27 protein-coding genes, 1 pseudogene and 2 riboswitches are annotated in these 26,904 nt (G+C 38.0%); of the genes and pseudogenes, 9 read left to right on the top strand and 19 right to left on the bottom strand.

The genetic code is table 11. The features are described 5' to 3' along the window. Nucleotide 1 precedes the first annotated feature (1 nt). Nucleotides 2–1,183 carry a poly-gamma-glutamate synthase PgsB gene (gene pgsB / locus ACN6NE_RS16035; protein WP_474325921.1) on the bottom strand — a complete coding sequence of 394 codons (1,182 nt, stop codon included), beginning with the start codon at nt 1,181–1,183 and terminating at the stop codon, nt 2–4. A 908-nt stretch (nt 1,184–2,091) separates the two neighbouring features. On the opposite strand from pgsB, the gene ACN6NE_RS16030 reads away from it, so the two are divergent. The 5 genes from ACN6NE_RS16030 (at nt 2,092) to ACN6NE_RS16010 (ending at nt 4,367) form a co-directional block, all read left to right on the top strand. After that, a complete protein-coding gene (locus tag ACN6NE_RS16030; protein ID WP_028407688.1) occupies nt 2,092–2,745 on the top strand; it encodes a hypothetical protein in 654 nt (217 codons plus the stop codon). Nucleotides 2,746–2,829: 84 nt separating this feature from the next. Beyond that, nucleotides 2,830–3,420, top strand: a complete 591-nt coding sequence (locus tag ACN6NE_RS16025) for a TetR/AcrR family transcriptional regulator (protein WP_129706618.1) — start codon at nt 2,830–2,832, stop codon at nt 3,418–3,420. A 42-nt stretch (nt 3,421–3,462) separates the two neighbouring features. Next, entirely contained in the window at nt 3,463–3,804 is a 342-nt protein-coding gene (gene sugE, locus ACN6NE_RS16020) for a quaternary ammonium compound efflux SMR transporter SugE (protein WP_043980074.1), read from the top strand. 1 nt (nt 3,805) lies between these two features. Beyond that, on the top strand, nt 3,806–4,120 hold the full coding sequence (locus ACN6NE_RS16015; RefSeq protein ID WP_047933611.1) for a DMT family transporter: 315 nt from the start codon (nt 3,806–3,808) through the stop codon (nt 4,118–4,120). A 73-nt stretch (nt 4,121–4,193) separates the two neighbouring features. Next, entirely contained in the window at nt 4,194–4,367 is a 174-nt protein-coding gene (locus ACN6NE_RS16010) for a twin-arginine translocase TatA/TatE family subunit (RefSeq protein WP_013055701.1), read from the top strand. Between the two features lie 28 nt (nt 4,368–4,395). On the opposite strand, the gene ACN6NE_RS16005 is transcribed toward ACN6NE_RS16010, so the two are convergent. The 10 genes from ACN6NE_RS16005 to ACN6NE_RS15960 form a co-directional block, all read right to left on the bottom strand. After that, nucleotides 4,396–5,928, bottom strand: coding sequence for a GGDEF domain-containing protein (locus ACN6NE_RS16005; protein ID WP_474325918.1), 1,533 nt, complete (start codon nt 5,926–5,928; stop codon nt 4,396–4,398). Between the two features lie 332 nt (nt 5,929–6,260). Next, entirely contained in the window at nt 6,261–6,488 is a 228-nt protein-coding gene (locus ACN6NE_RS16000; RefSeq protein ID WP_114894338.1) for a helix-turn-helix domain-containing protein, read from the bottom strand. Between the two features lie 4 nt (nt 6,489–6,492). Further along, entirely contained in the window at nt 6,493–6,639 is a 147-nt protein-coding gene (locus ACN6NE_RS15995) for a YvrJ family protein (protein ID WP_013055696.1), read from the bottom strand. Continuing rightward, on the bottom strand, nt 6,632–7,243 hold the full coding sequence (locus tag ACN6NE_RS15990; protein ID WP_129706616.1) for a sigma-70 family RNA polymerase sigma factor: 612 nt from the start codon (nt 7,241–7,243) through the stop codon (nt 6,632–6,634). The genes ACN6NE_RS15995 and ACN6NE_RS15990 overlap by 8 nt, the downstream gene beginning before the upstream one ends. Nucleotides 7,244–7,483: 240 nt before the next feature. Further along, a complete protein-coding gene (locus tag ACN6NE_RS15985) occupies nt 7,484–7,618 on the bottom strand; it encodes a hypothetical protein (protein ID WP_264295255.1) in 135 nt (44 codons plus the stop codon). A 150-nt stretch (nt 7,619–7,768) separates the two neighbouring features. Beyond that, nucleotides 7,769–8,212 (bottom strand): TlpA family protein disulfide reductase, encoded by a 444-nt coding sequence (locus tag ACN6NE_RS15980; protein ID WP_013055693.1) that lies wholly within the window; start codon nt 8,210–8,212, stop codon nt 7,769–7,771. A 116-nt stretch (nt 8,213–8,328) separates the two neighbouring features. After that, complete coding sequence (locus ACN6NE_RS15975) at nt 8,329–8,871, bottom strand: peroxiredoxin (protein WP_014461319.1); 543 nt, start codon at nt 8,869–8,871, stop codon at nt 8,329–8,331. Between the two features lie 448 nt (nt 8,872–9,319). Then, complete coding sequence (locus tag ACN6NE_RS15970; RefSeq protein WP_276319778.1) at nt 9,320–9,454, bottom strand: hypothetical protein; 135 nt, start codon at nt 9,452–9,454, stop codon at nt 9,320–9,322. 138 nt (nt 9,455–9,592) lie between these two features. Beyond that, nucleotides 9,593–10,579, bottom strand: a complete 987-nt coding sequence (locus ACN6NE_RS15965; RefSeq protein WP_474325915.1) for a Gfo/Idh/MocA family protein — start codon at nt 10,577–10,579, stop codon at nt 9,593–9,595. 172 nt (nt 10,580–10,751) lie between these two features. Further along, nucleotides 10,752–11,384: an NAD(P)-dependent oxidoreductase gene (locus ACN6NE_RS15960; RefSeq protein ID WP_474325913.1), complete on the bottom strand. Its 633-nt coding sequence runs from the start codon at nt 11,382–11,384 to the stop codon at nt 10,752–10,754. 424 nt (nt 11,385–11,808) lie between these two features. Between ACN6NE_RS15960 and ACN6NE_RS15955 the strand changes: the two genes are divergently transcribed. After that, the gene (locus ACN6NE_RS15955) at nt 11,809–12,006 is read left to right on the top strand and encodes a cold-shock protein (protein ID WP_013055689.1); all 198 of its coding nucleotides are present in this window, start codon (nt 11,809–11,811) and stop codon (nt 12,004–12,006) included. Nucleotides 12,007–12,053: 47 nt separating this feature from the next. Here the strand turns inward: ACN6NE_RS15955 and ACN6NE_RS15950 are convergent, their stop codons facing one another. After that, complete coding sequence (locus tag ACN6NE_RS15950) at nt 12,054–13,382, bottom strand: amidohydrolase family protein (RefSeq protein ID WP_129706610.1); 1,329 nt, start codon at nt 13,380–13,382, stop codon at nt 12,054–12,056. A gap of 505 nt (nt 13,383–13,887) precedes the next feature. Next, a riboswitch (purine riboswitch) is annotated at nt 13,888–13,989 on the bottom strand. A gap of 212 nt (nt 13,990–14,201) precedes the next feature. Next, nucleotides 14,202–14,304: riboswitch (guanidine-I (ykkC/yxkD leader) on the top strand. A gap of 63 nt (nt 14,305–14,367) precedes the next feature. Between ACN6NE_RS15950 and ACN6NE_RS15945 the strand changes: the two genes are divergently transcribed. From ACN6NE_RS15945 to atzF, 3 genes and pseudogenes are all read left to right on the top strand, one after another. Further along, nucleotides 14,368–14,865, top strand: coding sequence for an APC family permease (locus ACN6NE_RS15945; protein ID WP_474325911.1), 498 nt, complete (start codon nt 14,368–14,370; stop codon nt 14,863–14,865). Then, nucleotides 14,858–16,101, top strand: a pseudogene (locus ACN6NE_RS15940) (biotin/lipoyl-binding carrier protein); the annotation flags it as partial. The gene ACN6NE_RS15945 and the pseudogene ACN6NE_RS15940, both read left to right, overlap by 8 nt. Nucleotides 16,102–16,115: 14 nt before the next feature. Continuing rightward, complete coding sequence (atzF, locus tag ACN6NE_RS15935) at nt 16,116–17,867, top strand: allophanate hydrolase (RefSeq protein ID WP_474325909.1); 1,752 nt, start codon at nt 16,116–16,118, stop codon at nt 17,865–17,867. Nucleotides 17,868–18,119: 252 nt separating this feature from the next. Here atzF and ACN6NE_RS15930 read toward each other — a convergent pair whose 3' ends face one another. The 7 genes from ACN6NE_RS15930 to ACN6NE_RS15900 all read right to left on the bottom strand — a co-directional run bounded on the left by ACN6NE_RS15930 (nt 18,120) and on the right by ACN6NE_RS15900 (nt 26,890). Then, nucleotides 18,120–18,983 (bottom strand): sugar phosphate isomerase/epimerase family protein, encoded by an 864-nt coding sequence (locus ACN6NE_RS15930; RefSeq protein WP_129706608.1) that lies wholly within the window; start codon nt 18,981–18,983, stop codon nt 18,120–18,122. Nucleotides 18,984–19,074: 91 nt separating this feature from the next. Continuing rightward, nucleotides 19,075–20,523, bottom strand: a complete 1,449-nt coding sequence (locus tag ACN6NE_RS15925; RefSeq protein WP_474325907.1) for an aldehyde dehydrogenase family protein — start codon at nt 20,521–20,523, stop codon at nt 19,075–19,077. Nucleotides 20,524–20,674: 151 nt separating this feature from the next. Further along, a complete protein-coding gene (locus ACN6NE_RS15920) occupies nt 20,675–21,631 on the bottom strand; it encodes a hydroxymethylglutaryl-CoA lyase (RefSeq protein WP_129706604.1) in 957 nt (318 codons plus the stop codon). Next, entirely contained in the window at nt 21,631–22,839 is a 1,209-nt protein-coding gene (locus ACN6NE_RS15915) for a CaiB/BaiF CoA transferase family protein (protein ID WP_013055684.1), read from the bottom strand. Before ACN6NE_RS15915 ends, ACN6NE_RS15920 begins: the two co-directional genes overlap by 1 nt. Before the next feature lie 111 nt (nt 22,840–22,950). Next, nucleotides 22,951–24,255 carry an MFS transporter gene (locus tag ACN6NE_RS15910; RefSeq protein WP_129706602.1) on the bottom strand — a complete coding sequence of 435 codons (1,305 nt, stop codon included), beginning with the start codon at nt 24,253–24,255 and terminating at the stop codon, nt 22,951–22,953. A gap of 643 nt (nt 24,256–24,898) precedes the next feature. Then, nucleotides 24,899–25,795, bottom strand: a complete 897-nt coding sequence (locus tag ACN6NE_RS15905) for a shikimate dehydrogenase (RefSeq protein ID WP_164797215.1) — start codon at nt 25,793–25,795, stop codon at nt 24,899–24,901. 516 nt (nt 25,796–26,311) lie between these two features. Next, the gene (locus ACN6NE_RS15900) at nt 26,312–26,890 is read right to left on the bottom strand and encodes a DedA family protein (protein ID WP_474325904.1); all 579 of its coding nucleotides are present in this window, start codon (nt 26,888–26,890) and stop codon (nt 26,312–26,314) included. Nucleotides 26,891–26,904 lie beyond the last annotated feature (14 nt).

Here is a 26,904-nt window from a genome sequence, read left to right as displayed (position 1 = left end):
ATTAAACTGCTTTTCTCATCTTTTTCATTTCAATAATAGCTTCAACAAGCGGCTCGGCTGAACCGTGGATATTCCCGACACCGTATACAATACGATCTTTTAAATAAGGCTTCATGCGCTCTAAAATTTCTTCTGTAGAAGCGCCTTCCATATCCCAGAATTCTTTTGTTGGCAATTCGCCTCTTTGATATGCAGCAGCGATTGGTGAGGTCGTCTGACCAATTGCAATCATTACATCCGCTTCAATGTATGGCATTACATCTTCAGCAAATTGCTCCGTGCGATCTACACGATCCGGACGGCAGTTCATAATGACAATAGGAAGCTTTTCGCTATAGTTCATTGAATCTACACGTTCCCAAATACGAAGCGTAGAAGAAGCGTCGTTGGCAGCAAATCCATTTACTAAAAAGGCTGGATTCTTTTCATCACCAAACGTTGTAATTCTCATAGCTCCTGGGTCAGGCTGAGCGTTTAACATTCCTCTCATCGCTGTTTCAGCATCGATACCAAGTGCTTCTGCTACTGCTAAACCGATGGAAGCATTATCAGGAAAAACCATATAATCAAATTTACGTAAATACGCTTCAGATACTTTATCATTATCAGCTACAATAACCTTCGTGTTACGCTCTTCGGCTATTTTTTTATAGTATTCCAAATATGGACCTTCAATTGTGACAAGGTGGCCGTCATAAGGAATAGTAGCAGTGAACGCTTGAGCAACTTCATCTAGAGTTGGACCCATTACATCCATGTGGTCTTCTAGAACGTTTACAATAACGCCTACTTTAGCTTGAATCAGCTGATTTTGAAATGTGATTTGATAATCAGGCTGTACCGCCATACATTCACAAATAAGAGCTTCCGCGCCAATATCAGCAACTTCATTTACGACTCGTCGCTGTTCTCCAATGTTCGGACCTTCTTTACGACGAATAATTGGTTCTTCTTCACTTGTATGCCAGTAGATCATACGCGCTTGTGTTCCTGTCGTTTTCCCTACTGTTTTGTAACCTGCTTCTTTTACAATACCTGTAATCAATCGTGTAACGGTGGATTTTCCGCGAATACCATTAACATTCACTCGTACAGGAATTGAATGCAGCTTGCGTAAATGTCTGCGATACTCCCAAACGCCATACCCTACTAAAAATAGGCAGCATAGGATAATTAAGATCATGTTTCATTCTTCTCCTTCCAAACTTCTCCTGTTGGATACGTTATGAATGCTTTTGATTCATAATGATAGATATACGATTTCATAGTTTCACTCCCTTTATATATGTATGGGAGCTAATCAATTAACAGCGCTAGCATGCTGCTAAAACACCTGCTTTGAAAAATGGACTCGAGTACCAATTTCAACAGCTCTAAAACTATCATCTGCGCTCATTAGTGGTCAATAGCTCAAATGTTATATATTCTTACAATTCCGATTGTCTATTTACAGAATTAAAAACTCATCGTTTTATTTAAAATTTACAAAATAGGTCTAAAGTTCATTTACCTAGAAAAATCCCATCGATACCTTTTTTTACCATAACAACAGGAATATTTTATACATCACTCCTACAATTAACACACGGAAATATTACGTAATTAAAAATTTCTTAACTTTAGAAAACGTTTTGTAATATAAAGATGGAATAAAAAATATTTTATCCCATTAATACCTTTTTATGGATATTCCAATTGAATTTGTCTAATAACCGTACTTGTAAGGATGATAGATAGATATAAAAGTAAGAAAAATACATTTATTTATCATTTTCTGCTTACACTTAACTTACTTAAATAGAAAGGACATTAAATATTTTTTTCTAATTATATAAGTATTTAGACTCTGTATTCGATTAGTTCTTTTGTTGTTATTTTATAGATTTCCTTTATTTAATAATCAATTCAGTAAATCTAAATCTCTTGACTATGGCCTCTTTTCCTATTTTTATTTCAATATTTTCTGAATCTTTCTACCGATAAAGGGAGATTTCGTCCGATAAGATTGCCTAGAAAAATGCATGATTTCTCACTTTTTTGGCATATGATGTTATCATAAAAAGAAGAAGTATCATCAAAAGGAGGAAAACAATGGTTGATACAATCCTTTATTTTCTATTTTCTTTTTGCTATATTGTCCTGTTTTTCTTTAGCATATATGTAGTAAGAAAAAACACTTCGCCGTTTTACATGCTTTTTCTTCCTTTAGTAATAGCTGGACTAATTTACGATAATGTAATGATTGGGATTGGTTCATTTATCGGTGAAGGCGATACTTTACGTTCACTCAGCATGCTTCGCTTTTGGTTTCACGCTTTATTTACCCCTACTTTGGTGCTCTTTGCGTATGGCGTAGCGAAATATTCGACGATTACATGGGCTAAAAAACCTGTTGCCGGCATTCTATTTTTGCTAACTACGTTTGCCTTAATTAGCTATGAAATAATCGAGACGATTAGTCAGCGCATGGAAGTTGTACGTGAATATGGCATTGTTCGCTATACATTAGTGGGATCATCCGGTCCGCCTCTTATGGTTCTCATTGTGGCGATTATTTTGCTTTTTGTTGGAATTTCCTTATTTCGCAAGACGCGATGGAGCAGTATGATGATTGGAGTAGCCGTAATGATTGTAGGAAGTGCCGTGTCAATTCCTATACCAAGCACAGCTGTAACAAATACGTTTGAGCTTATTTTTATCTTCTCTTTATTTTTAACTCAGCGTCATTTAGTGAAAATACATTAAAAAGAAGCGATTCCCTTGCTTCTTTTTTTTATATTTGATATCTTTTACCTAACGACCGTTAGTTAGATTGAGGAGGAGCTTTTCTTGAGTGAATTATCAACTGTAGAAAAAATTAGAGCTGCAGCAATGGAGCTCTTTGGAGAAAAAGGCTATACAGAAACATCGCTTGCTGATATCTCATCAAAAGTAGGCATAAAAAAACCTTCCTTGTATGCTCATTTTAAGAACAAAGACGACTTATTTTTACTAACCGTGCATGATTTAATGAATTTATTTTTAACAAAGTTATCTGTTATATACGAACAGCATAAAACAAAGTCTGCTAAAGAACAGCTTCACTGCTTTGTTGTAGATTTCTGCACGATGATTGAAAAAGATTCTTTTGGCCAGATGTACCGTCGTCTTATTTTATTTCCACCTGAACATTTGCAGTCGGAAGTAAAAGCTATTTTCTTAAAAAGCGAACGATTGTCTGATCAAATTCTGCATGCTATTTTTACACAGGGAATGACTGAAGGCGAAATAATTGAACGTCCGATTGATTTGTATATCAATAGCTTTTATTGTTTAACCGACGGACTGTTCATTCAGCGCTTTTATTATGAACCAGAGTATTATGACCAAAAAATCCACAATGCTTGGACGATATTTTGGGAAGGCATACGTGCTAAATAGGCCCTGTAAAAAGGGCTTATTATTATGTAAGGAGGAATTAAAATGGCTTGGATTTACCTTATTATCGCTGGTTTGCTCGAGATTGTATGGGCAATCGGCTTAAAATATTCACACGGATTTACTGAAGTAACTCCAACAATCATTACAATCGTCACAATTGTCATCAGCTTTTATTTCTTTTCAAATGCCTTAAAAAAAATTGCTGTCGGAACAGCTTATGCAGTATTCACTGGTATAGGAGCTGCTGGCACAGCGATACTTGGAATGACCGTTTTAGACGAAGGCGCAAATATTGGAAAGATTTTATTTTTAGGATTAATGATCTTTGGAATCGTTGGTTTAAAGTTGATTTCTACTGAAGAAACAGAAAGAGAGGAATCGTAACATGGCTTGGATTGCATTAATAGCTGCCGGTTTTTGCGAAGTGGGATTTGTGATTTTTTTAAAACTTTCAGATGGGTTTAAGCGGCTGTTTCCTTCGATTGGATTTATCCTTTTCGGTGCAGGAAGTTTTTATCTTCTCTCCTTAGCATTAAAGGAGATACCTATTGGAACAGCTTACGGCATATGGACGGGGGTAGGAGCTGCCGGAAGCGTACTTCTTGGCATGCTTTTCTTTCATGAAGCAAAAGATATGCGTCGAATTTTATTTATTTTTTGTATTGTAGCAGGTGTAATCGGCCTTAAAATCACTGGATAATGGTGTACTACTTCCTTTCTTTTCATGCTATACTAAACTTGTAAACACTTTCAAAAAATAGGAGACGATGACAATGAACCTTGGGTTTGGAGAAATTGCCTTAATTGTATTTGTCGCTCTATTGCTTTTTGGCCCAAAGAAACTGCCCGAATTAGGGAAAGCTGCCGGAAAAACGTTAAAAGAGTTTAAAAACGCTACAAAAGGAATTATGGAAGAAGACGAAAAAGAAAAAGCCCCTCCTAAATAAGAGGCTTATATCTCTTTTAAAAGCTGACTTAAACGTTTGAGTCAGCTTCTTTGTGGTGAGAATATACTGAAATTCGATTTTGACCCGTACGCTTTGCTTTATATAAAGCCTGATCTGCTTGATGGACAATTGAAATTGGCGGTATGTTTTCGGATGGAACGACTGTCATTATTCCAACACTGATTGTGATACATTTAAACACGTCAGAAGCTTGATGGATAATTCCACGCTGCTCCACTTGCTGTCTAATAGCTTCTGCTATTTTTATCGCTTCATATTGATTAGCTCGAGGAAGCAATATACCAAACTCTTCTCCTCCGTCTCTTGCGACAAAAGCCGATTCGTCAAAGACAACGCTTTTAGCAATATTCGCTACTTCTTTTAAGCATTCGTCTCCTTGAATATGGCCATAGGTATCGTTATACGCTTTAAAATAATTAATATCAAATAAGAGAAAAGAAAGCGGCTCTTTTTCTTTCTGTGCGTATTCCCACTCAATTTCCAGCTGTTTATCAAAAGATCGACGGTTGTTCAGATCCGTTAAGCCATCTTTCATGGACAGCATTTCAAGCTTTTTGTTTGCTTTGCGAAGATCACACTCAGCCTTCTTTTTCTCCGTAATATCTCGATATTCCCAATAATGACCAATATACACATGACCTTCATAGATTGGAATGTAGTCACGCGCATAAATTTTACCGTTAATAAACGTAATTTCTTCATCTACTATTGACTCTTTTGAATAGACGGTGCTTTCTACCGTTTTTAAAAACCTAGCAGGATCTTTCAACATAGGAGCGTGAGATAAAAACAGATGATTACTTTCCAATCCAACGTATTGATTAGGAGATCCGGGTATATCAAACATGTCACAAAAAGTTTGATTAATAACGGCCACTTCGCGCTCTGGCGTTTCAATCATGGTACCTGTCTTTGCATTTTGAACCATAACTGAAAACATTTTAGACAACTTTTTATGCTGACTTGTCGTTACTCGAGATACATATATATATCTACCTACTAAATACACTAGACACCCACCTATAAAAGAAGCAGGCAGTAAATAGATGATAATTGTAGCAGCGTGCTCGATATCTTTAAAAAGAAAGGACAATGAGAAAAATACGCAAAGCAAGCCGATAGAATTCATTAATTGAAAACGAATAAATGGACGATAAGGTAAGCGAACCGTCCACCCAGACAGTAAAGCCATTACGATAATTGTAGAAGCGCCTACTATTCCGCTTGCCGTAATTCCAAACAAAAGCAGACGCATTACCCCTATAATACAAGCCGCAATGATAGCCGGTACCATTCCTGCATAAAGACAAACAATTGTCACCGCTAAAAAGCGAAGGTCAAGAATAATAGTAGAATCTATTTTAATTGTATATATCATTAAAATGGTGCCTAATAGTCCGTAAGAACATCCGTAATAAATTAAGCGGTACATTTTGTACCGTTTTATTCCTTCTACTCTATAAATGATTTGCTCTCGAACTATACTCGCAGCAAACATGAAAGAAATAATTAACGTGATATTAAAGAGAAGTTGACTCACTTTATTCTTCACCTCTTTCCAAAAAGCTAAAACAAAAAACAATAGACTTCTTAGCTTAACATATTGTTTACTGCCGCTTCTTTATAAATCGTGCTGTTTGATTTATCGAACAGCACGATTTTTTCCTTCATTAAATAAAACTCTTCTATCCTCTATTCATTGCCGATAATCCTCTCTATATAAAGAGTGACTATCTTCCTTTTATACACATCACCTTTTACCTTTTTTTAAATATTTTTCCATTTTCTATTTTTTGTATTTTTCACTGTAAGGTAAGTAGTGGAACTTCAGCAAAAATAAAAAAAGAGCGTCGATACAACGAGCGCTCTTTTTTATTTATGGCGTAAAAATTCCCAAAGTCCTGGCGTTCTTGAAAAATCAAACGTCTTAACAGCGGAAAGAATTTTAATCTTTAAATCTTGCTTTACGTCTTCTCTCTCATGCAGTGAAAAGCTTTGGACAGCTTTATTTAGTTTTGGTTCCAGCTTTTTTAATAAACGCCTTGACGCCTCTTCATCTCCAGCTTTCACTTTATTTACAAGCTCATATAGAGTTTCCATTTCTTCACTTCTTTCTTAGGTCAGTTGTTAATTCTTCTACTTTTTCTTCAAGTCGCTTTATATTGTTTTCTACACGCAGTAATAAATAAAAAGAAAGGACAGCGGGAAATCCTACGTTTCCAACAAGTTGAAGCCACTGAGGATCAAACATATCTATCACTCACCTTCATAATTTTTTTCAACTTGCTTAGCGCACGTTGATAATGATTAGAAACCGCTTGCTGAGAAATAGAAAAATAAGCAGCGATTTCTTTATGAGTCCAGCGTTCGACAATAATCAAGTGCAGCATACACTGCTGCTTGGCCGTTAATTGGAGAAAAGCATGATGAAGAATACGATTTTCAAGTTGATTTCCTAAAAATTCATGCTCCCATACAGCCCCGTCCTGTACTCCTAGCATATCTTCAACTGTTCGATTTCCATCTAGCGCAGCCGGCTGCTGCAGGCGAAGAGGAATATAAGAACGCTCTTTTTCTTTGACACGCATAACATCTCTGGAATAATGTCTGCAAAGCTTGTTAATATAATGAAGCAATCTAACTTCGCTATAAAACTGATGAAATTCTTTGTTTAGAAGTCTTTGTTCTTTTGTATCATTTTTAACAACCGCTTTTTGTAATCGCTCATAGCGTTCTGGTGTCAAAAATGTATTCATTATATGAGTCTGAAGAGTTGCGCTGTGGTTTGTAAGAAATGTATGAAAGGTACATTCTTTGTCGTGCCGCTTTTCTTGCTGCGAATAGAGCTGAGTCATTGTGCAAATCTCCTCCTTTTTTCTTATACTTATTAAAAAGGGAGAAAAGAGTAAAATAACAACACCGAAAACGAACATTTGTTCTTATATAAATTTAACTATATTAGGTTTTTTATGTCAATATGATGAAATGCTCATTAATAATAGAAAAGAATCAGTAAAAAACAAAAGAGGTTGAGACATACCTAAATGAATCCAATCTAAAAACGAACAAATAGGATACATGAGCTGAACCTCTTGTTATACCGCAGTTGATTTCCGTGCAAGGCTTCGCTTTCCGCAGGCGGCCGCTGAGCCTCCTCGTCGTTTGCGCTCCTGCGGGGTCTCACCTATTCCGCTTTTCCCGCAGGGGTCTTCGCCTTGCCCTCCAATCAACTGCTAGAAGGAACGAAACAGATGAAATCTACGTTCAGCATAACAAAAAAAAAACGAACTACTAATCAAACATTTTGATCAGTGGTTCGTTTTTCACTTCGACTAAAATATTTTTATCCCGGCTCTTTTTATTTCTTCTTCATGTAGAGATTATTCTTCGCCTAAGACGCGGTTAATACGTTTGCGAAGCATCGGCATTCCATTTCCACCCGCTTGGAAATGACGAAGCTGACCTTCTTTATCAAATACATAATATGCTGGTACATATTTATTTTCAAAAGCGTCTGTTAACTTATGCTCACTGTCTACGTAAATTGGCTGAGTAATATCGTGTCCCATGGCCATTGCCTCAATAACACCCATATCTAAGTCATCTTCCGAACGAGGCATATGAACTGCTACAACATTCAATTGATCATCATACTCATCACGAAGATCATTAACTTCAGGCATTGCTTCTTTACATAAATGGCAGCTTACTGACCAAAAGTGGATAAGCGTTGCTTTATCACCTACTAAATCTTCCTTTGTTACTTCGTCGTTAATCCAAGATGTTGCTCCAGTTAATTCAGGCATTTGTTCACGTAATTTCATTTTAAAATCCTCCTTGTTAATAAAACTGAATATTCTGTATATTTCGATTAGAAAACTATCTTTTCTATTTTAATGGCAGCAGTAGAGGAATTTCTCCTCTACTCTACCGCTATTTATTAAAGTGTTTTTTGACCTGGTTTCCAGTTAGCTGGGCAAAGTCCGCCAGTTTGAAGTGCTTGAAGTACACGTAATGTTTCTTCTACGCTGCGGCCGATGTTGTTATGGTTTACAACTGCGTATTGCAATTCACCTTCTGGATTAATAATAAACAATCCGCGAAGCGCTACGCCTTCTTCTTCAATTAACACGCCGTAATCACGTGCTACTGCATGAGTTGGATCTGCAGCCAATGGATAATTCAAATCTCCAAGTCCATTATCTTTACGATCTGTGTTAATCCAAGCTAAGTGAGTATGAATTGTATCTGTAGAAACACCTACAACTTCAGCATCTAGATCTTCAAACTCTTCGTAGTGATCTGATAGAGCTGTAATTTCTGTTGGACATACGAATGTAAAGTCCATTGGATAGAAGAACAATACTGTCCATTTACCGTTTTTCATATTTTCTTCTAAACTTACTTTTCCAAATTCCTTATTTGCAAGTACAGCTTCCATTTCGAAGCGTGGTGCTTGTTTTCCTACCATACGTTCTGCCATGTTAAAACCTCTCCTTGTACAATATATTTCACAAGCTTATGCTTGTATGTATTATTTTTAATGCAATCAATGACACCTTCTATTTGATAACGATTATTAGTATCATTATAAACTAGTAATGACTATTGATTACATTCTTTATTATACACGAGCTATTATTATAGTCAATACTTTTTTATAATCATTTTAATCTAGGATTAATTATCGAATATTTTCCACTCTTTTTATTCTGTCCTTTGATTAATCCTATGTATGCAGGGATGAATAAAGATAGAAGATACTAAAAAACTTCCCTTGTTTCAACATATTTGCTTTTAAAACGTGCTGCAGCAAGATTTGGAATCTCAATTATGCTCTTTATAACCATAATAAAAGAGAATGAGATATAACTATCTCAATCCAATTTAGAGACGAACAAATTGGAAAATGATCTAGTGTGGATGACTGGTTACACCGCTGTTGATTTCCGTGCAAGACTTCGCTTTCCGCGGGCGACCGATGAGCCTCCTCGTCGCTTGCGCTCCTGACCGGTCTCATCCCTTCCGCTTTTCCCGCAGGAGTCTTCGCCTTGCCCTCCAAACAACAGCTAGAAGCAACTTCATACATGAAACCTACTTTTACCCTACCCATGAAAAAATCCGAACGAGCTTGATTCTCCATCAAGAATCAAACTCGTTCGGATCTTTCTTCAACTAAACTACTTTTGTCCAGCCGCTGTTATTTATTTCTTATCATTTGGATATACAAGACCGATTTGCTCTCGCACTTTATCCATCACGTGCATTGTTAAATATGAATTCTCATAAGAATTTGTGTCCGATTCCATCTTTCCTTGCTTTAACAGCTCTACGAATTCATTTAGTTCATAGTACATAGCAGGATAAGGCTGATCGACCGTTAACTCTTCTACCCGTCCGTCATTGTATCGAATTTCTATCTTTTCAGCGGTATGTATTTTGTCAATAAACATACTGCCTTTTTCTCCTTGAATTTCACTTGGTAAATGCGAATTTGTAATTTTAGAATACATGATGACCGCGTCGCGATCTTCGTACTCTAAAGCAACTGACCCTTCTCCATCTACTCCAGATTCTAGCATAAACGCCGTTGCCTTTACTTTATGAGGCCCTCCAAACAACGTAATGAGAGGATAAAGACAATATACACCCAAATCCATCAGTGAACCATTAGCAAGCTCTGGCTTAAAAGCATTAAGCACGATACCTTCTTTGTATTTATCATAACGAGAAGAATACTGACAGTAAGACGCCACGTATTTTCGAATTGGACCAATTTTATGTAAGTTCTCTTGAATCACTTTGAAGTTAGGAAGAAGAGTTGATTTCATTGCTTCCATTAGTAACACCTTGTGATTTTTGGCTGCTTGAATCATGCGAGTTACTTCTGTTGCATTGGCTGCGAGCGGTTTTTCACACAGTACATGCTTGTTGTTTTTCAAAAATAAGATAGCTTGTTCCGCATGATAAGCATTTGGAGTAGCAATATACACTGCGTCAATTTCAGAACTTGTCGCCATTTCCTCTAAATCAGTAAATATATGAGGAATATCATATTTACCTGCAAATTCTTCTGCTTTTTCAATGGTTCGAGAATAAACAGCTGCAAGCTGAAAGTCGTCTACATACTGAGCTGATTCTAACAGTCGATCTGTTATCCAGTTTGTTCCTATTACGCCAAAACGAATCATCTTTTCATCCCCTTTTTATCATCTATGTTGTATTGTATCGTTTTTAAAAAGAAAAACGAAGAAATATTAAAAAATCTATACCAGTTTCCATTGCTTTATATCTATTTTGTTCTATATAAAAAACAGCTCACAACAAATGTAAGCTGTTTTTCAATATGACTCAAACGTAAGCTTATGCTTTCTCACCCACTACAGCAAAACGTTCATTCATATGGTTTTTATTCTCTAACTCATCTATTAAAGCAATCGCATAATCAGCATAGCTAATATAGCTTTCATTTTGACTATTTGTTATCACATGATCTTTTCCTAATTGATAGGCTCCTGTGCGAGCACCTTCTGCATCAAAAAAGGCTGCCGGGCTTAAATAAGTCCAATTTATAGTCGACTTTTCAAGTTCTTTTAAACCTTTACCCATGTTTGAAGCCGTTGGATAATAAGCTTCTGGAAACCCTTCTGTGCTCATTAAAGGCGTTGTTTTTTCTGTATCTACAAATAAACTTCCCGCTCCGCCCACTACTGCGAGTCGCGTTTGAACACCTTGAAATACTTTAATAAGTGATTGTATAGACTCAACATGGAGCTGTTCGCTTCCAGGAGGTGCATTAAATGCATCTACCACAGCATCGAACTGTTCAATATCTTTTGAAGTAATGGCAAAAATATCTTTTTTAATTACGTTTGTTTGATTTTTTAGTTTAGAAGCATTCCGAACAATGGCTGTTACTTCATGTCCTCTCTGTTTTGCTTCTTCCATAATTAATTGACCTGCTTTTCCTGTTGCTCCAATAACACCAATTTTCATTTTTATTCTCTCCTTTTATTTTCGTTGTAACCATTAAAGTTACATATAACACAAAAAAATTTGAGCTTTTTATAACACTGCTAATTCTTCTCAGCTCGTTGTAACCATTATAGTTACACATTATTCAATTTGTCAACCTCGCTATTCCTTTTTTTTACGAGATAAAAGATTTTAGTGATTGCTAAAGATCCACAAAACAATAGCTTATTTGCTATTTCAAAATATATCCATATTTTCAACTTATTTTTATCTCAGAGTACTTTTTTATGAAAAAAGGTTTCTTTTTTATAAAAAAGTGTTATACTAGGTATATTATTTCTTGTTCGGTGTTAACAAATAGAAAGACTTTCTTTAAAGTGATTCTTATTGAAATTGAGCAGAGATAGTAATATATTCGTGGATTTTCCACACAGGAGGTACTACAATGGTACAAGGTAAAGTAAAATGGTTTAATGCAGAAAAAGGTTTTGGATTCATCGAAGTAGAAGGACAAGACGACGTATTCGTACACTTCTCAGCTATCCAAGGCGAAGGTTTCAAATCACTTGAAGAAGGTCAAGAAGTTACATTTGAAATCGAAGATGGAGCTCGTGGACCACAAGCTGCTAACGTTCAAAAGTAATTGATTAAGAAGCTGTCACTAATGTGACAGCTTCTTTTTATGTCTATTTAACCAATTAAAATTTGATTTTCCTGCCAAAGGTTAGTCAAGTTCGTATCAGCGAGCCGCTGATGCGTCTCTTTTACGCTAAGCCAGCGATGCTTGTTGAAAACAAAGCGAGTTTCGGGAAGTTCAGTCCATATTTCCTGTACAGACTGGACATTTAATAGAACAAAGTTTGCTTCGTTTCCTTCTTCCACTCCATACTTTTCTTTTCCAATCAGCCGGGCTGGTATACTTGTAATCATTCGGAGCAACTGCCGCTGATCATCCGGACTTCCCATATGTGCAGCATAGGCAGTTAGTAACCCTACTTGCAGCAAGTCTGCTTTTCCAAACGGATGAAAGGGGTCGTTCACGTTATCAGATGCAGTAGCAATTGGAATCGCTGCTTTTTGTATGTCGCGAATACGCGTTATGCCTCGTCTTACAATCCCTTTATCTTCTCTTCCCTGTAAATATAAATTAGAAGCAGGTAATGTGACAACTCCAATTTTCGCCTGTTTCAAAAGGTTTAAGATTTCTTTCACTTTTGCATCAGTCATTCCTGCAAGCGAGCAAAGATGCCCCACTACCACTTTTCCTTCCATATTTAATTCAATTGTTCTATGAGCAATATTAATTATTGTATCAACAGACGGATCATCGCTTTCATCCACATGTAAGTCAAGAGGTTTATTATAGGCTTGAGCCAGTGAAAATAGAGCATCAATCTCTTTTTCTGGATTTCTAGCTAAATGAGGACAGCCTCCAATCGCATCAATTTCAAGGTCGAATGCTCGTTCAATTTTATTCATCTTATGCATATCATCAATGTCTAGGTTAGAGAATAGCGGAACAACCTGCACGTCCATATACGGGCTTAATTCATCTCTCACTTCGACAGCCGCTTGTAAACTTCGAAATAAACTATCTTCTTCCATGCTGCAGTCAAAATCAATATGCGTTCGAATCGTAGTCGTACCGTTAGCTAATGCCTGCAAAGCAGTTTTTAACATTCGCTGCTTAATTTCTTCTTCTGGAAATGCCGGCAGGCTGCTGCTGTAATTTTTAATGGCTTCTTGAAGAGTTCCAGATATATTGGGCACTTGAGGAAGCGAATGAGCTTTGTCTAAATGCATATGCATATCTACAAATCCTGGTAATAGGACACGACCCTGTGCATCAAGTGACGTTTCTTTTCCTAACACGGCCGCGTGCAGCGGAAAAAACTCGTCACCTTCAAGATAACCGTTTTGTAAAACGATAGAAGTATACATTCCATTTGAAATTTTCACTTCAAAAAGAGCGTGGTCGTGCATAATTGGCAAACGAACATTAATTAAGTGAAGCAACATAATTCCCTCCTCAATTTTTCAACTTCTTCATTTTTCATAGACCGCTTTATCTTCTCTATCATTTATTGTTTAAAGCATTAATTCGCCAAATTTCGCAAATCACCTTCTCTTTAGAGACCTTTATTTACCGAGAAAAAAGCGAGAACAAAAAAAGGAGCAGCGTCCCCACGCTGCTCATCAAAGAAAAAATGCTAGAAAATAGATAGAATGTACTTCCCATGGTTAAATGAGGGCTTACAGATAAAGCTTCAGTGAGTGATTTCATGCTTTGCATCGCTATTCTCCCCAGAAAGCAATGCAGATACAAACAAGAAATTTCCATCACTCGCTCATACTGTAAATAGACACATAAGAAAAAGCCCAAACAAAGGCAGGTCTCTCAAATACAATGAGCAAAAACCTACCCGCCTGGGCTTTTATCCCTTCGGTGTCATATCCACTTCTTTTCAAAAATGAATATGTGAATCGCTTGGACCAAACTTTCTACTAACGTAAAAATGGGAACCTAGATTCACTTTTTACTCATAGTCCTATCATTTACGGTGATAAGGTAGAAACGTCTGAGCCATATTCTCAAACATATATGAGTGAACCGTATTTAGCTTTTTCTTGTCTACAAATATACTATAGGTCTTTCTGTAAGTCAACTATAAACGAATAATCTTTTTAATAAAATTATATATAGTTCGCCTTTTACAAAAGTTTACTTTTTTAAAAAGTTTGTTAAATTATCTAACACAGTAGTTGCATCTTCCTATAATCCTGCTTATACTTCGAACTACTTACATTACCTATAAAGGTCTTCACTCTGTTGAAGACAAAAAAGCGATCTAGGGTTCCGTTTAACACATGTTAAAGGCTGGTCCGAGAGAGAGCGTACGGAATGGTTTCGTATACACGGAGGGATAAAAGCCTGGGAGAATGACATCATTCTCCCAGGCTTTTCTTTTTTACTACTATAAAATAGAGGAAAGAAGGGATTTATATGAACAACCAACCAGCGTTAAGTAAATCGCTAAAGGTATATCAAATTGTGTTTTTGGGTCTTGCCTGGATGACTCCGATGACTTTCTTTACAGTTTACGGAGTAGCCTACGATGCGGCTGGAGGGCAAATGGTCCTTGCTTATTTAATCGCTTTTTTAGCTATCTTTTTTACCGCATATAGCTATAGCCGAATGGTAAAAGCATATCCGATAGCGGGATCTGCTTTTACGTATACGAAAAAAGCTATACATCCTCGCCTTGGCTTTTTAGTAGGCTGGGCACTTCTTTTAGACTATATTTTCTCCCCTATTATCGCTATTTTAACATTTGGTATTTTTATGCATACGGAATTTCCTTCTATTCCTGTATACGTATGGGTCATTGTCATGAACATTATCTTAGCTTTAGTCAATATTGTTGGTATTAAATCTGTAGCTCGTATAAGCGGCATCTCTGTTGTAGTTCAGATTCTCTTTATAAGTTTGTACGGAAAATAGACGCTTCCCATTTTCCGTCCGCTGCTCAGGCGATGCGAATATACTTGTGGAGTACGGAGAAATAGAGCTTGATCTGCTCTGCTTCGCTTCCAAGTACATGCTTTAATGGAAGCTATCCAAAAGCGTGAGGATTTACCGGTTCTAGATTTAACGCCGGGTATCCGTTCTCTTCAAATTCATATTGATGCAACAAAGATGTCTATTCTTGAACTTTGTCAGCACATTTCAGCTATTGATCGTACGCTTCCTCCTCTTGAAGAAATGGAAGTTCCGTCTCGTATTGTAAAACTTCCACTTTCATGGGATGATCCTGCGACTCAATTAGCTATTGAATGCTATCAGCAAAACGTTCGTCCAGATGCACCATGGTGTCCAAGCAATCTAGAGTTTATTCGCCGAGTAAACGGTCTGGACCACCTTGAAGATGTTAAACGAATTGTATTTGACGCTAATTATCTTGTAATAGGGCTTGGAGATGTATATTTAGGCGCACCTGTTGCTACGCCTCTAGACCCCCGTCACCGTTTAGTTACAACGAAATATAATCCCGCCCGTACGTGGACAACTGAAAATGCAGTTGGTATTGGCGGTGCGTATATGTGCGTATACGGAATGGAAGGTCCTGGCGGCTATCAATTTGTGGGGCGCACGATTCAAATGTGGAACCGACTTCGTCAAACAGAAAGTTTTGAAGCAGGGAAACCGTAGCTTCTTCGTTTCTTTGATCAAATTCAATTTTACCCAGTAGAAGCAGAGGAGCTTTTAAAACTGCGCGAAGATTTCCTTCGTGGGAGATTTGAAGCAGATATTACGGAGACAACGTTTAAACTTGGAGAATATTTAGATTTTCTTTCATCTATTGAAGAAAGCACGGCTGCTTTTCGTAATACCCAGCAGGCTGCTTTTCAAACAGAACGAGAAAATTGGAAAACACTTGGTTTAGCTGAGTACGTCTCTGAACATGAAACAGCTGAAATTACGGAACAAGAACTGCCTGAAGGTACGGAAGCCGCGCGCTGTACAATGCCGGGAAGCGTATGGAAAGTTCTTGTAGAGGAAGGACAAAAAGTTAAAAAAGGCGACACGTTAATTATCGAAGAAAGCATGAAAATGGAGTTTCCACAGCTAGCACCTATGGATGGATATATCAGTTCTATTCATGTGAAACCCGGCGATGAAGTACAAGCTGGACAGCTGATTGCCGGTATAAAAGCCTTTGCTCCAATTACTCATTAAGGACGGTGGATACAATGAAAACAGTGAGCTTGCCTAAAACATTTTCGGTTCAATGGTTGCGTGATATGTATATCAAAAAAGAATTAACTCCGGAAGATGTAGTACATCAAATTCTTACGCGTGTAGAAGCTGACAAAGACATGAATATTTGGATTACCCCTCCTACACTCGGTGAGTTAAAACCTTATCTGGATCGCTTAGCTACGCTAAGCCCTGAAGCGTTGCCTTTGTGGGGAATTCCATTCGCCGTTAAAGATAATATCGATGTAGCACATGTACCAACGACAGCCGGATGTAAAGAATATACGTATATCCCTTCTGAACATGCTACGGTTGTTCAACGCCTTATCGATGCAGGTGCTATTCCTCTTGGAAAGACCAACTTGGACCAATTTGCTACAGGACTGGTCGGTACACGATGCCCCTATGGCGAAACGCACAATGCGTTAAAGCCAGAGCTCATTAGCGGCGGATCGAGCTCAGGGTCAGCTGTATCCGTAGCTCGGGGGCATGCTGCTTTTTCTTTAGGCACCGATACAGCAGGTTCAGGGCGGGTTCCAGCTGGTTTAAACCGTCTAATCGGCTATAAACCTTCCCTCGGAGCTTGGCCATCTGCGGGTGTAGTTCCGGCATGTAAAAGCTTAGACTGCGTCACTGCGTTTGCTCATGAATGGAGTGAGGTACTGCTCGTAGATTCCATTATTAGAGGAGTAGACGATCGAGATCCATGGTCACGCTCTGTTGTTCGGGCTTCTTCGGCGCTTCCTGAAAAAATTTATATGGTAAAAGAACCGCTTTCGTTTTACGGACCGTTTGCTGAGCAGTACGAAAAAGTGTGGAAACAAGCTGTGAAAAAGATTGAAGATTTATCTATTCCCATCGACTACATTGACGGCTCGTATTTAAGTGAAGCAGCTGCTTTATTATATGACGGCCCTTACGTAGCAGAGCGCTGGGCTGACTTAGGAGAATTTATCACTTCTCATGAAGAAACAGCCTTTCCTGTAACCGAGCAAGTGCTTCGTTCAGGAGCTAAATCAGAATATGATGCTGCTGCTTTATTTCAAGCTTCACATAAGCTTCAATCCTTTAAACATAAAGCATATCATCAGCTTAAAAATGCTGTTCTTGTTATGCCAACAGCAGGCGGAACGTGGACGCGGGAACAAGTAAGAGAAAATCCAATTGAAACAAACAGTGACATGGGGCGTTTTACAAATCATTGTAACTTACTCGACTTGTGTGCTGTCTCTCTTCCATCTCAAGATGCAGATCTTGATTTACCGTTTGGCATTTCATTTTTCTCTATATTTGACGGCGAACAATTCATTTGCGGACTCAGCGAATTGTTTTTAAATGGGGAACGAACGGTTGATTCAAAAAAAGATACAACATTAGTAGCTGTTTGCGGTTTGCATATGCGCGGGTTTCCACTTGAATCTCAAATGCGTGAACACGGAGCTTCATTCGTACGAAAAGACCAAACCGCTCCTTATTACCAGCTTTTTAAACTGCCTACTTCTCCAGCAAAACCGGGGCTGTTGCGAACACATCAACAAGGAGAAAAAATTGAAGTTGAACTTTGGGAAATGCCTTTATCACTACTCGGCTCTTTTGCCGATTCTATCCCTTCTCCTCTCGGACTAGGCAAAATCACTCTTGAAGACGGCAGTGAAGTAGCGGGTTTTCTTTGTGAAGCTCATGCGACAGAAGATGCGGAGGATATTACGTCTTATAGAAGCTGGCGGGCTCTCTCAACTTACTAATGAATCGATTATTTACTAAGCTGTTGAGTACATTCTCAACAGCTCTTTTCCATTAAACCTTCAATGTATATAAAAATAAGAACTTAGCATTAATTATGACAAAGTGAATGTATGATGTCACACTTTTATATTTATTCTTGATTCTTACGTTTACCGTTTTAACAGAGAATACCCCCACTTTAAGCTTGCTAAGTGGGGGTACTTCAATTAAATAAACCTAAAAGGTAAGCTGCACAATGCTCTCCAGAACACCTATCGTGTAGAATGGAAACGCAGCTGATCTTGATGAGAAACATACTTCTTGCGCGGATGCTTATCTAAGTATTGTTTAGCAGTTTGTAAACATTGGCGCGCAAACTCTTCATATCCTAGTTCGTTGGCACGTTTTACATTTGGCAACTCTATGGAATAGGGAACCTGCGGGATACGATTAATAATACTTGCAACATCAATACCTTCTTCATTTAAATACAATCGTTCTTCTCTAAGAACTCGAGTCATCTCCTCCTTTGAACTCGGAATTTCCGCAGAAGCATTGCAAAGATGAAGATAGCGAAACCACTCACGAGGCACGTCGTCCAAATCTTCCACCTTATCTCCTGATCGATGAAAATGGTGGATATCAATCATAAGACCTGCATTTTCACGATTAGCCGTATGAAGAACATCCATTGCGCCTTTAAGGTTGTATACGCTTGCAATAGGAACAAATTCTAATTCAATGGTTAACCCAAAAGGCTTAGCTAGATCACAGAGTTCAGCAAAGCATTCGATACCAAAATTGCGATCGTCCGTCCAAATGCTGCTAAGGACGTGACGTCCTCCAAGTTCAGCAGCTGCTTCCATTGCAGGTAAGTAACGTTTTGGATCAACTCCCTCATAGATACGTGCTAACTCTATATCAAGAAGCTTCACTCCTGTTTCTGACATAGCAGATTTTGTTTCTCGCATCAGCTGCTTATTTTCAGCTAACGCATAGTTAGGCTCTCCAGTCAACCCCATGTAAATAGGCCTTAAACTAACAAAATCATATCCTGCCTTCGCAGCCATATACGTCATTTCAGGCGGCGAACATCCAAGAACAGTAAGATACGCAAGGGAAAATTGATTAGGCATTTTATAAATTCCTCCTTTATTCAAACGAATTAGATCGATCTAATTAAAATGACGATATATACTTATAAACGTCCTACATATTGATTTGATTTTAACTCTCTGTAGGCAGTCTTAATACAATCATCTTCGTTTCAGTCATTTCTTCAACGGCGTAACGTGGACCTTCTCTGCCAATACCGCTGTTTTTCACTCCGCCATATGGCCAATGATCTAATCTAAAGTTAGATGTTCCATTAATAACTACACCGCCCATTTCAAGAGAATGAGCTACTTTATAAGCCAAATCCATTTTGTTCGTAAAAATCCCTGCTTGAAGACCAAAAGCAGAATCATTTGTCTCTTCAATAGCTTCTTCAATCGTATCGTACGGCACAATACTAATAATAGGGCCAAATACTTCTTCACAAATAACTTTGCTTTCTTTAGAAGGGTTTAGTAGAACTGTAGGTTCCACCGTAGCTCCGCGGCGCTTTCCTCCGCATATCACTTGTGCCCCCGACTGTACGGCCTCATCAATCCAGCTCGTCACTCGCTCAGCTGCATGGACATCTACTACACACCCTACATCCGTATCTGGCAATAAGGGATCTCCGATTTTAAGTTTCAGCACCTCTTCTTTTAAAAGATTGGTAAACTCAGAGACCACAGATTGATGTACATAAATTCTCTGAACAGAGATACAGCTCTGCCCGGAATTGCTAAATCCGGTTTTAGCACACATAGCCGCAGCACGGTTTAAATCTGCGTCGTTATGGACGATCGTTGCAGCATTTCCTCCTAGCTCTAGCAATACTTTTTTCATTCCAGCTAGCTCACAAATGTTTTTACTAGCTACCGTTCCACCTGTAAATGAAATAATGTTCACACGATCATCTTTTACCATTTGCTGTGCAACCTGTCTTCGACCAAGCACCATATTTACAGCATCTTTAGGGAATCCCGCCCGCAGCAGCAGCTTTAAGAGCTCTGTTGCAATTAAAGTTGTTTGCGAAGATGGCTTTAAAATCACGCTATTCCCAGCAGCAAAAGCCGGCCCAATTTTATGGCATACAAGATTTAAAGGGGCGTTAAACGGTGTGATAGCCGCTACAACACCAACGGGCACTCGGAAAGTAGATGCAATAGCTTGTGGGCCTCGTTCTGAAACGTCGCCAGGCAATGTTTCACCAATCAATCTTTTTGCTTCTTCCCCTGACAGTTCCAATGTTTCAATTGAACGGGCCACTTCGTCCAGCGTATTTTTCAAAGGCTTTCCTAATTCTAAAGAAATAAGTCGAGCAAATTTTTCTTTCTCTTGTTCTAGTAATAGAGCCGCTTTCTTTAAAATTTTAGAACGCTGGTAAGAAGAAAGGGCGGCGACATGTTTTTTTGCTTCATAGGCTGATGCTAATGCTTTTTCAACATCTTCTTCATTCGCTAATAGCTGCTCACCTATGACTTCTCCAGAATAGGGGTTTTTTATTAAAGCAACTTCTCGATCTTCAATAATCCATCCACCGTTAATATAAGGCTGTGATTTCTTTTCAATAGTTTCTATCATGCTTAGCACCAACTTTTCATTTTTATTAAACAAACTTTTATATAAAACAAGGCCTGAACGTTTTTACATGAGAGGAAAATAGATCGATCTAATTTATTTTAATTTAAACGCTCCCATCACCTCCTAAAAGGCTATCATGTTCACTGCTTAGTTATACTAATTTCTCTTGAACCTTTGGCTTGGCATGAAGTTCTGAACAAGGACCTGCTTGCAGCATATAGCTTCCACCGTCATGACCAATTACTTGCTTCACCTCTTTTGCTGCTTCAATAAGCCTGTTAAGATCAATGTCCGTATGAATTCCCATTTCACTTAATCCATGAACCAGATCTTCTGTAGCTATATTTCCAGTGGCGCCTGGAGCGTAGGGACACCCTCCTAACCCGATAATAGAACTATCAAAATGAATAACACCCTGCTGCAAAGCAGCCACTACATTAGAAAATGCCATTCCTCTCGTATTGTGCAAATGCATGGAGAAAATAATGCCGGGATAATTTTGTTTAAGAAACCCTAGCATACGATAAACTTGCTGAGGATTTGCCATCCCCGTTGTATCCGCTAAAGAAATTTCTTCGACACCCATCATTCTGTATCGTTCTACAATAGAAGAAATGCGTTCTATAGCAACTTTTCCTTCATAAGGACATCCAAACGCTACCGAAATTGAACCTCCCACTTTAACATTATGCTTTTCCGCTAATTCGATAATAGGATAAAAACCTTTTTGGGCTTCTTCTACAGAACAATTTGCGTTAGATAAGCTGTGAGAATCTGTAGCTGAAAGCATCAGCTTTAACTTTTTCACTCCGGCGTCAATGGCTCTCTGTGCACCTTTTACATTCGGCACTAACGCGCGAAATTTGATATTTGTTAAATCTTGAACACTTTCTACGACCTGCTCGGCATCCTTTAACTGAGGAATCGCTCTCGGGTGTACAAAAGATGTAATTTCCATTGATTGAATGCCTGTCTTGGCTAGCTGACGGATAATAGATATTTTTTCTTCTGTAGGAATCCACTCATGTTCAGCTTGAAACCCATCCCTTGGGGCTACTTCACAGATTATGACTTTTTCCGGTAATTCTATTTTTTGAATAGTATTCATTAAATAACCCCCTTTTCTTTTAACACCGCTAAGTCTTCACTTGATAACCCCAGTTTTCCGCCTAGAATTTCTTCATTATGTTCTCCCAATTCAGGGGCACGATGACGAATTGCTCCCGGTGTATGTGAAAACTTTGGCACTACTCCCGGAACCTTAATTTTTCCTAAGCGGGGGTGCTCTACTTCTACAATGTTTTCTCGTTCTCTATACTGAGGATCATTAAATATATCTTCAATGCTGTAGATAGGACTAACTGGCACACCAAATGAATCTAACTTTGCCTGCAGCTCGTCTTGAGTGAAGGACTTAATCCAATTTGACACAATTTCCTGAACTTCATGATCATGCTTTAGACGCTCTACGTTTGTATAGTATCGCGGATCCTTTAACATATCTTTTCTTTCCATTGCCTCTGCAAGACGATCAAAGGTCGAGTCTGTACTGCATACTAATACAACAAACTTTCCATCTTTTGTTTCATATGTGCCTGCAGGACTTGAGTGACCTGCAAGTCCAGGGCTTCTCTCTCTTACTTTTCCGTTTTGATCATATTCAGCGATTAAAAACTCCATCATTCGAAAAATAGATTCATATAATCCCATTTCTACTACTTGACCTTCCGGCTGTTCGTGTACATCTCTATGATAGATAGCGCTTACACAAGCGAACGCGGTATATATGCCCGTTACATAATCTAGTAAAGAGTAAGAAGGACTGACGGGCGGACGATCTGAATATCCTTGTAAATAAGTATGTCCGCTAAATGCTGTCCCCGGTGTACCGAATCCAGCTTTTTCTCGATAAGGACCTGTTTGTCCATAACCTGATACGCGCACCATTACTAGCTTAGGGTTAACTTTTTTAAGCTCTTCATATCCTAAGTTCCATTTTTCCAGTGTACCGGGGCGGAAATTTTCAATTAAAATGTCTACGCCACTAATTAGCTTTTTGAAAATTTCTGCTCCTTCTTCTGATCGAATGTCCAGCGTAACAGACTTTTTATTGCGAGCAAGTCCGGGCCACCTTAAGGGTTCAGTCCCTTTCCAAGGCCCTACAGTCCGAAGCGTATCTCCTTTTCCCGGAAGTTCAATTTTGGTTACTTCCGCCCCCAAGTCCGCTAGTAAAGTAGCTCCAAAGGGAGCAGCAATCATAGTAGAAATATCTAGTATTTGAACTCCTGTTAAAGGTCCATAATTTTTGGTTAACACGTTGAATCCCCTCCGGTAATAACTGTTTGTATGCTTAATTAAGATAATTAATTAATAGATTTCCTTTGATATGTTAAAAACGTATACTATTAGTCAAAATATTAAGATTTTTTATTTTTCTAAAGTTAACTCTTTTTCTTCTAATAGGATAGACTCTTTGCTTTCAATCGGGTCTAAATCTGTTAATAAGAACGTATAGCTTAAAATTCCAATCACTAAAAAAGCAGCTGCTAAAAGGAAAGCATACATAAATGAACCCGTGGCTTGAACAATAAACCCAGTCGTAATAGGTGCAACAATAGCCATCGAGTTATTCCCGAATGTTAAAAGTCCCGTTAATGTTCCTACCGTTCCTTTTGGTGCAATAAATGTAGGAATGCTGTAGGCAACAGCAGATGTGACAACAAGACCTCCAAGTGCTGTTGAAATCCAAAATACAGCTACGTTCGCACTGTGAGTAAATGCTGCCCCAATAATTGACAAACCAAATACCATACCTATTACTAGAAAAAACTTGCTGACACGCGTCCGGTTATACCCTTTGTTAATAAGACGATCAACAAGCCAGCCCCCGATTACTATTTCAGTAATGGTACCTACAATCCAAGGTATAGCCGAGTACCAGCCCGATTTTAAAATAGACATGTTCATTTCTGTTGCTAAATATCCAGGAAGCCAAGTCAAGAACAAAAACCATGAATAGCCGTATGCCGCAAACCCAATGAATACTGCCCAGACTTTTCTTTTAGTCAGCAAATATCGAATGTTCTCCATTGCACTGCCTTTAACTTCTTCTGAACTTTGAGAACCGCCTTGAACAATGTAGTCATATTCTTCTTTCGTCAAACGCTCATCTTCATGAGGTTCACGATACCAGATCCAATAAACAATAGCATATATGAAACTAAGAATAGCAGTTGCTAAGAAACCGCCTCGCCAGCCCCACTCTGTTACAATTAGTGCTAATATAGGCGCCCCGATGGCGTTGGAAAGTTTGGATTGAGAATCATAAGCTGCGATAGCTTTTCCGCGTTCCTGACGCGGAACCCAATGGCTAACTGCTTTAGCAGCAGATGGAAAGAATGGTGCTTCTCCAATTCCTAACAGCACCCGAGATAAAATAATTAACCCCCATCCATTTGCTACTGCAGTTAAAAGACAAGCTACTGTCCATATCACGGTCGCTACACGCGTTACCCATTTTACGCCTATTTTATCTAGCAAAGGCCCTATAGGAAGTTGAAGTAAAGCGTAAGACCATGCAAATGCTGATAAGAAAATCCCCATCTGACCTGCTGTCAAGTTAAATTCTTTTTGTAACAACGGCATAGCAATGGACATATTAATTCGATCAAAATAGTTTACAACTACACCAACCGCAATCAAGAATACAATCGACCAACGATGTTTTTTCATTCTTTTCCCTCACTCATAAGATTTTAAGTATGCGCTTTCATTTCTGTGAAATATTTCTTTGCTCAGATCCCATTTATAATTGCTTGCTTGCATAAAGTCTGTCTGAACTAAAGTTGAAAGATGGCAATGCTGAAAACCTAATCCTCTAGCTATTTACTTATTCTTTTATCCTTTCGTAAAAACATTTTTTTAATGGAATTAAAAAGATTAATAGAAAGTTCTAATTAGAACGATCTAATAAATTTTCATTAGAACGATCTAATTCCAGCGGGAATCTCTTCACATATTGCGGAACGGTGCTGTATATTTTATGATCTACTCAAATATCCGAACATGATAATCAACGTCTGCTTTTTAAATTTCTCATTGTAACACCTGCCTTTTTTTCGCTAAGCGTCGTCTTTTGACACAGCCTAATATAAAATCAATTCAAACTTGAGTTTTAGTATACTGAATTACATTTCTCTGCGCAATGTATATTTTTAATTTTTAGAAAATTGAAATACACCTTTTTTTAATATAACAAAACCTTATATATATTAATCATCTGGACTTAGAATCTTTTTTTTATTGTGCTAGAGGAAAAGAGGATATAGCTACTTCATTCATACAACTTTCTAGCAAAGTTAAAAAATACGCGTTTTTAATACTGTAAGCTCGGTTCAAACATTTGTTCCTTAATATAATCCACAGGCATCTCTTTTCCTGTCCACAATTCAAACGCCATGGCCCCTTGCCAGATCATCATTCCTATTCCATTAATGGTGTGACATCCAATTGATTCAGCTTGTTCTAAGAGTTTTGATCTCATAGGCATATACACGACATCTGTTACAATTAAATCACGGCGCAGCATTGATATATCTTCAATAATGCTGAATTCTTCTAACGGTTTCATTCCCACTCCTGTTCCATTTGTCAAGATATCGCTCGTTTTAATTTCTTCTCTTAACCTGTCTGTATCCTCAAGAGAATACAGCTTCGCTTTACATGAAACATGTTTCATCTCTTCATTAATAATTTTTACGTTTTCGACAGCTTTTGAATAAAATTCATCGTGACGAGCAAAAATTGTTAATTCTTCAAGTCCTTCTAAAGCCGCTTGAATAGCAATAGGCGTCGCTGCTCCGCCCGAACCGATCAACGTCATTTTTTTCCCTGTGATATCCACGCCGTGCTCTTTTAAATTTCGAATGTAGCCCATACCGTCTGTGCTATGCCCAACTAGTACGCCATTATCGTTTACGACCGTATTGACAGCTCCTGAAAATTTGGCGCTGTCTGCTAATTCATCAAGAAACGGGAGAATTTTTGTCTTATTGGGCATGGATACATTAAAACCTTTAACATTTAACGCTCTCAGCCCTTTAATCGCATCTTCTAACGAGTCATTTCCTACCTCAAAAGCTAAATAAGCATAATTTAATCCCAGTTTCTTAAAGGCCATATTATGCATAGATGGTGATAATGAATGTCCAATTGGAGTTGCTAAAAGGCCGATGAGCTGAGTTTTGCCATTAATACGCCCTACGCTTTTCATGATTTTACCTCCTGTTTTATTAAAATTTCAGAAATACTTGTGGTACCTAACCTGTACTTTTTAAGCTTATTTTCAGTTAGGATCAAACACATTTCACATTCATGCAATACGGGTAATTAGATCGATCTAATTCTAAACTATACTCACTATTCAACCAACCTGTAACAAGCTGCATTCAAAACCAAAGCTGCTCTACTCACATGTAAAAAGAAAGAAATCGCTTACAAATTTACGGTTTTAATAACATACGTTTGACACGTACTGTACGTCTTACCTCCCTTCACAAGGCAGCATTTCTCAACATTACTAGAAACAAAGCTTTCACCTATACCTGGCTTCTTTTATTAAATGACTGCAGTAAACACTCGGTGAACCAAGACAACTCTTAGCGACCTTATGTATCATAGTATCACATTTTTTTAAAAGGAAAAATGTTTTTTTGTTACTTTTCAGAAAAATCTTTTTATTTAAATAATTTCTTTATATTAAAATAAAGCTATAACCATAATTATAGCTTTATTCTTGAGCGTGGCTTTCTCTTTTCTTTTTCATCCACCAGCCTGCGCCAACTATCACTCCGATTATAAGAATAACAAATATTAAACGATCAACATCATGCAAATATTTTTGGATTTTTTCAATATCTCCAAGTCCTCCTACATAGAGCAAAAAAACAAACCACGGAAAAATGCCTAAGGTACTGTATAAAACAAAGTCCCTAGATTTGATTTTACTAAGGCCTGCCAAATAGGTTATATAGTTTGCGATACTGATGGGACGAGAAATTGTAATACTCCATTTTCCATATTTATGAAACCATTTTTGGGCACGCTTTATATTTTTTTCACCAAACCAGCGCTTGGTAATAGATTCGAACCTGTATCCCATAACGAACGGAATATAGTTGAATGCGATATAAATAACGGTATTGACAGCTGAAACAATAAGGATTTTCCATATTGAGAGCTGCAGCACCGAGCCAATAAGCAAAATCGATAACGTACACGGAAAAGGAATTGCCGCAGCTTCGATTGCTGTAGCAATAAAGATGCCCACTATGCCTAAATTTTGTACAAAATCAATAAACCCTTGCACCTTTTTTCTCCTTT

The sequence above is a fragment of the Priestia sp. 53B2 genome, assembly GCF_056099005.1.
This window is presented reverse-complemented; position numbering and strand designations above follow the sequence as displayed.

Coding starts and splice junctions, on each gene's coding strand:
- pgsB (WP_474325921.1), bottom strand. CDS start 1,183: ATGATCTTAATTATCCTATGCTGCCTATTTTTAGTAGGGTATGGCGTT.
- ACN6NE_RS16030 (WP_028407688.1), top strand. CDS start 2,092: ATGGTTGATACAATCCTTTATTTTCTATTTTCTTTTTGCTATATTGTC.
- sugE (WP_043980074.1), top strand. CDS start 3,463: ATGGCTTGGATTTACCTTATTATCGCTGGTTTGCTCGAGATTGTATGG.
- ACN6NE_RS16015 (WP_047933611.1), top strand. CDS start 3,806: ATGGCTTGGATTGCATTAATAGCTGCCGGTTTTTGCGAAGTGGGATTT.
- ACN6NE_RS16010 (WP_013055701.1), top strand. CDS start 4,194: ATGAACCTTGGGTTTGGAGAAATTGCCTTAATTGTATTTGTCGCTCTA.
- ACN6NE_RS16000 (WP_114894338.1), bottom strand. CDS start 6,488: ATGGAAACTCTATATGAGCTTGTAAATAAAGTGAAAGCTGGAGATGAA.
- ACN6NE_RS15995 (WP_013055696.1), bottom strand. CDS start 6,639: ATGTTTGATCCTCAGTGGCTTCAACTTGTTGGAAACGTAGGATTTCCC.
- ACN6NE_RS15990 (WP_129706616.1), bottom strand. CDS start 7,243: ATGACTCAGCTCTATTCGCAGCAAGAAAAGCGGCACGACAAAGAATGT.
- ACN6NE_RS15980 (WP_013055693.1), bottom strand. CDS start 8,212: ATGAAATTACGTGAACAAATGCCTGAATTAACTGGAGCAACATCTTGG.
- ACN6NE_RS15975 (WP_014461319.1), bottom strand. CDS start 8,871: ATGGCAGAACGTATGGTAGGAAAACAAGCACCACGCTTCGAAATGGAA.
- ACN6NE_RS15965 (WP_474325915.1), bottom strand. CDS start 10,579: ATGATTCGTTTTGGCGTAATAGGAACAAACTGGATAACAGATCGACTG.
- ACN6NE_RS15960 (WP_474325913.1), bottom strand. CDS start 11,384: ATGAAAATTGGTGTTATTGGAGCAACAGGAAAAGCAGGTCAATTAATT.
- ACN6NE_RS15955 (WP_013055689.1), top strand. CDS start 11,809: ATGGTACAAGGTAAAGTAAAATGGTTTAATGCAGAAAAAGGTTTTGGA.
- ACN6NE_RS15950 (WP_129706610.1), bottom strand. CDS start 13,382: ATGTTGCTTCACTTAATTAATGTTCGTTTGCCAATTATGCACGACCAC.
- ACN6NE_RS15945 (WP_474325911.1), top strand. CDS start 14,368: ATGAACAACCAACCAGCGTTAAGTAAATCGCTAAAGGTATATCAAATT.
- atzF (WP_474325909.1), top strand. CDS start 16,116: ATGAAAACAGTGAGCTTGCCTAAAACATTTTCGGTTCAATGGTTGCGT.
- ACN6NE_RS15930 (WP_129706608.1), bottom strand. CDS start 18,983: ATGCCTAATCAATTTTCCCTTGCGTATCTTACTGTTCTTGGATGTTCG.
- ACN6NE_RS15925 (WP_474325907.1), bottom strand. CDS start 20,523: ATGATAGAAACTATTGAAAAGAAATCACAGCCTTATATTAACGGTGGA.
- ACN6NE_RS15920 (WP_129706604.1), bottom strand. CDS start 21,631: ATGAATACTATTCAAAAAATAGAATTACCGGAAAAAGTCATAATCTGT.
- ACN6NE_RS15910 (WP_129706602.1), bottom strand. CDS start 24,255: ATGAAAAAACATCGTTGGTCGATTGTATTCTTGATTGCGGTTGGTGTA.
- ACN6NE_RS15905 (WP_164797215.1), bottom strand. CDS start 25,795: ATGAAAAGCGTAGGGCGTATTAATGGCAAAACTCAGCTCATCGGCCTT.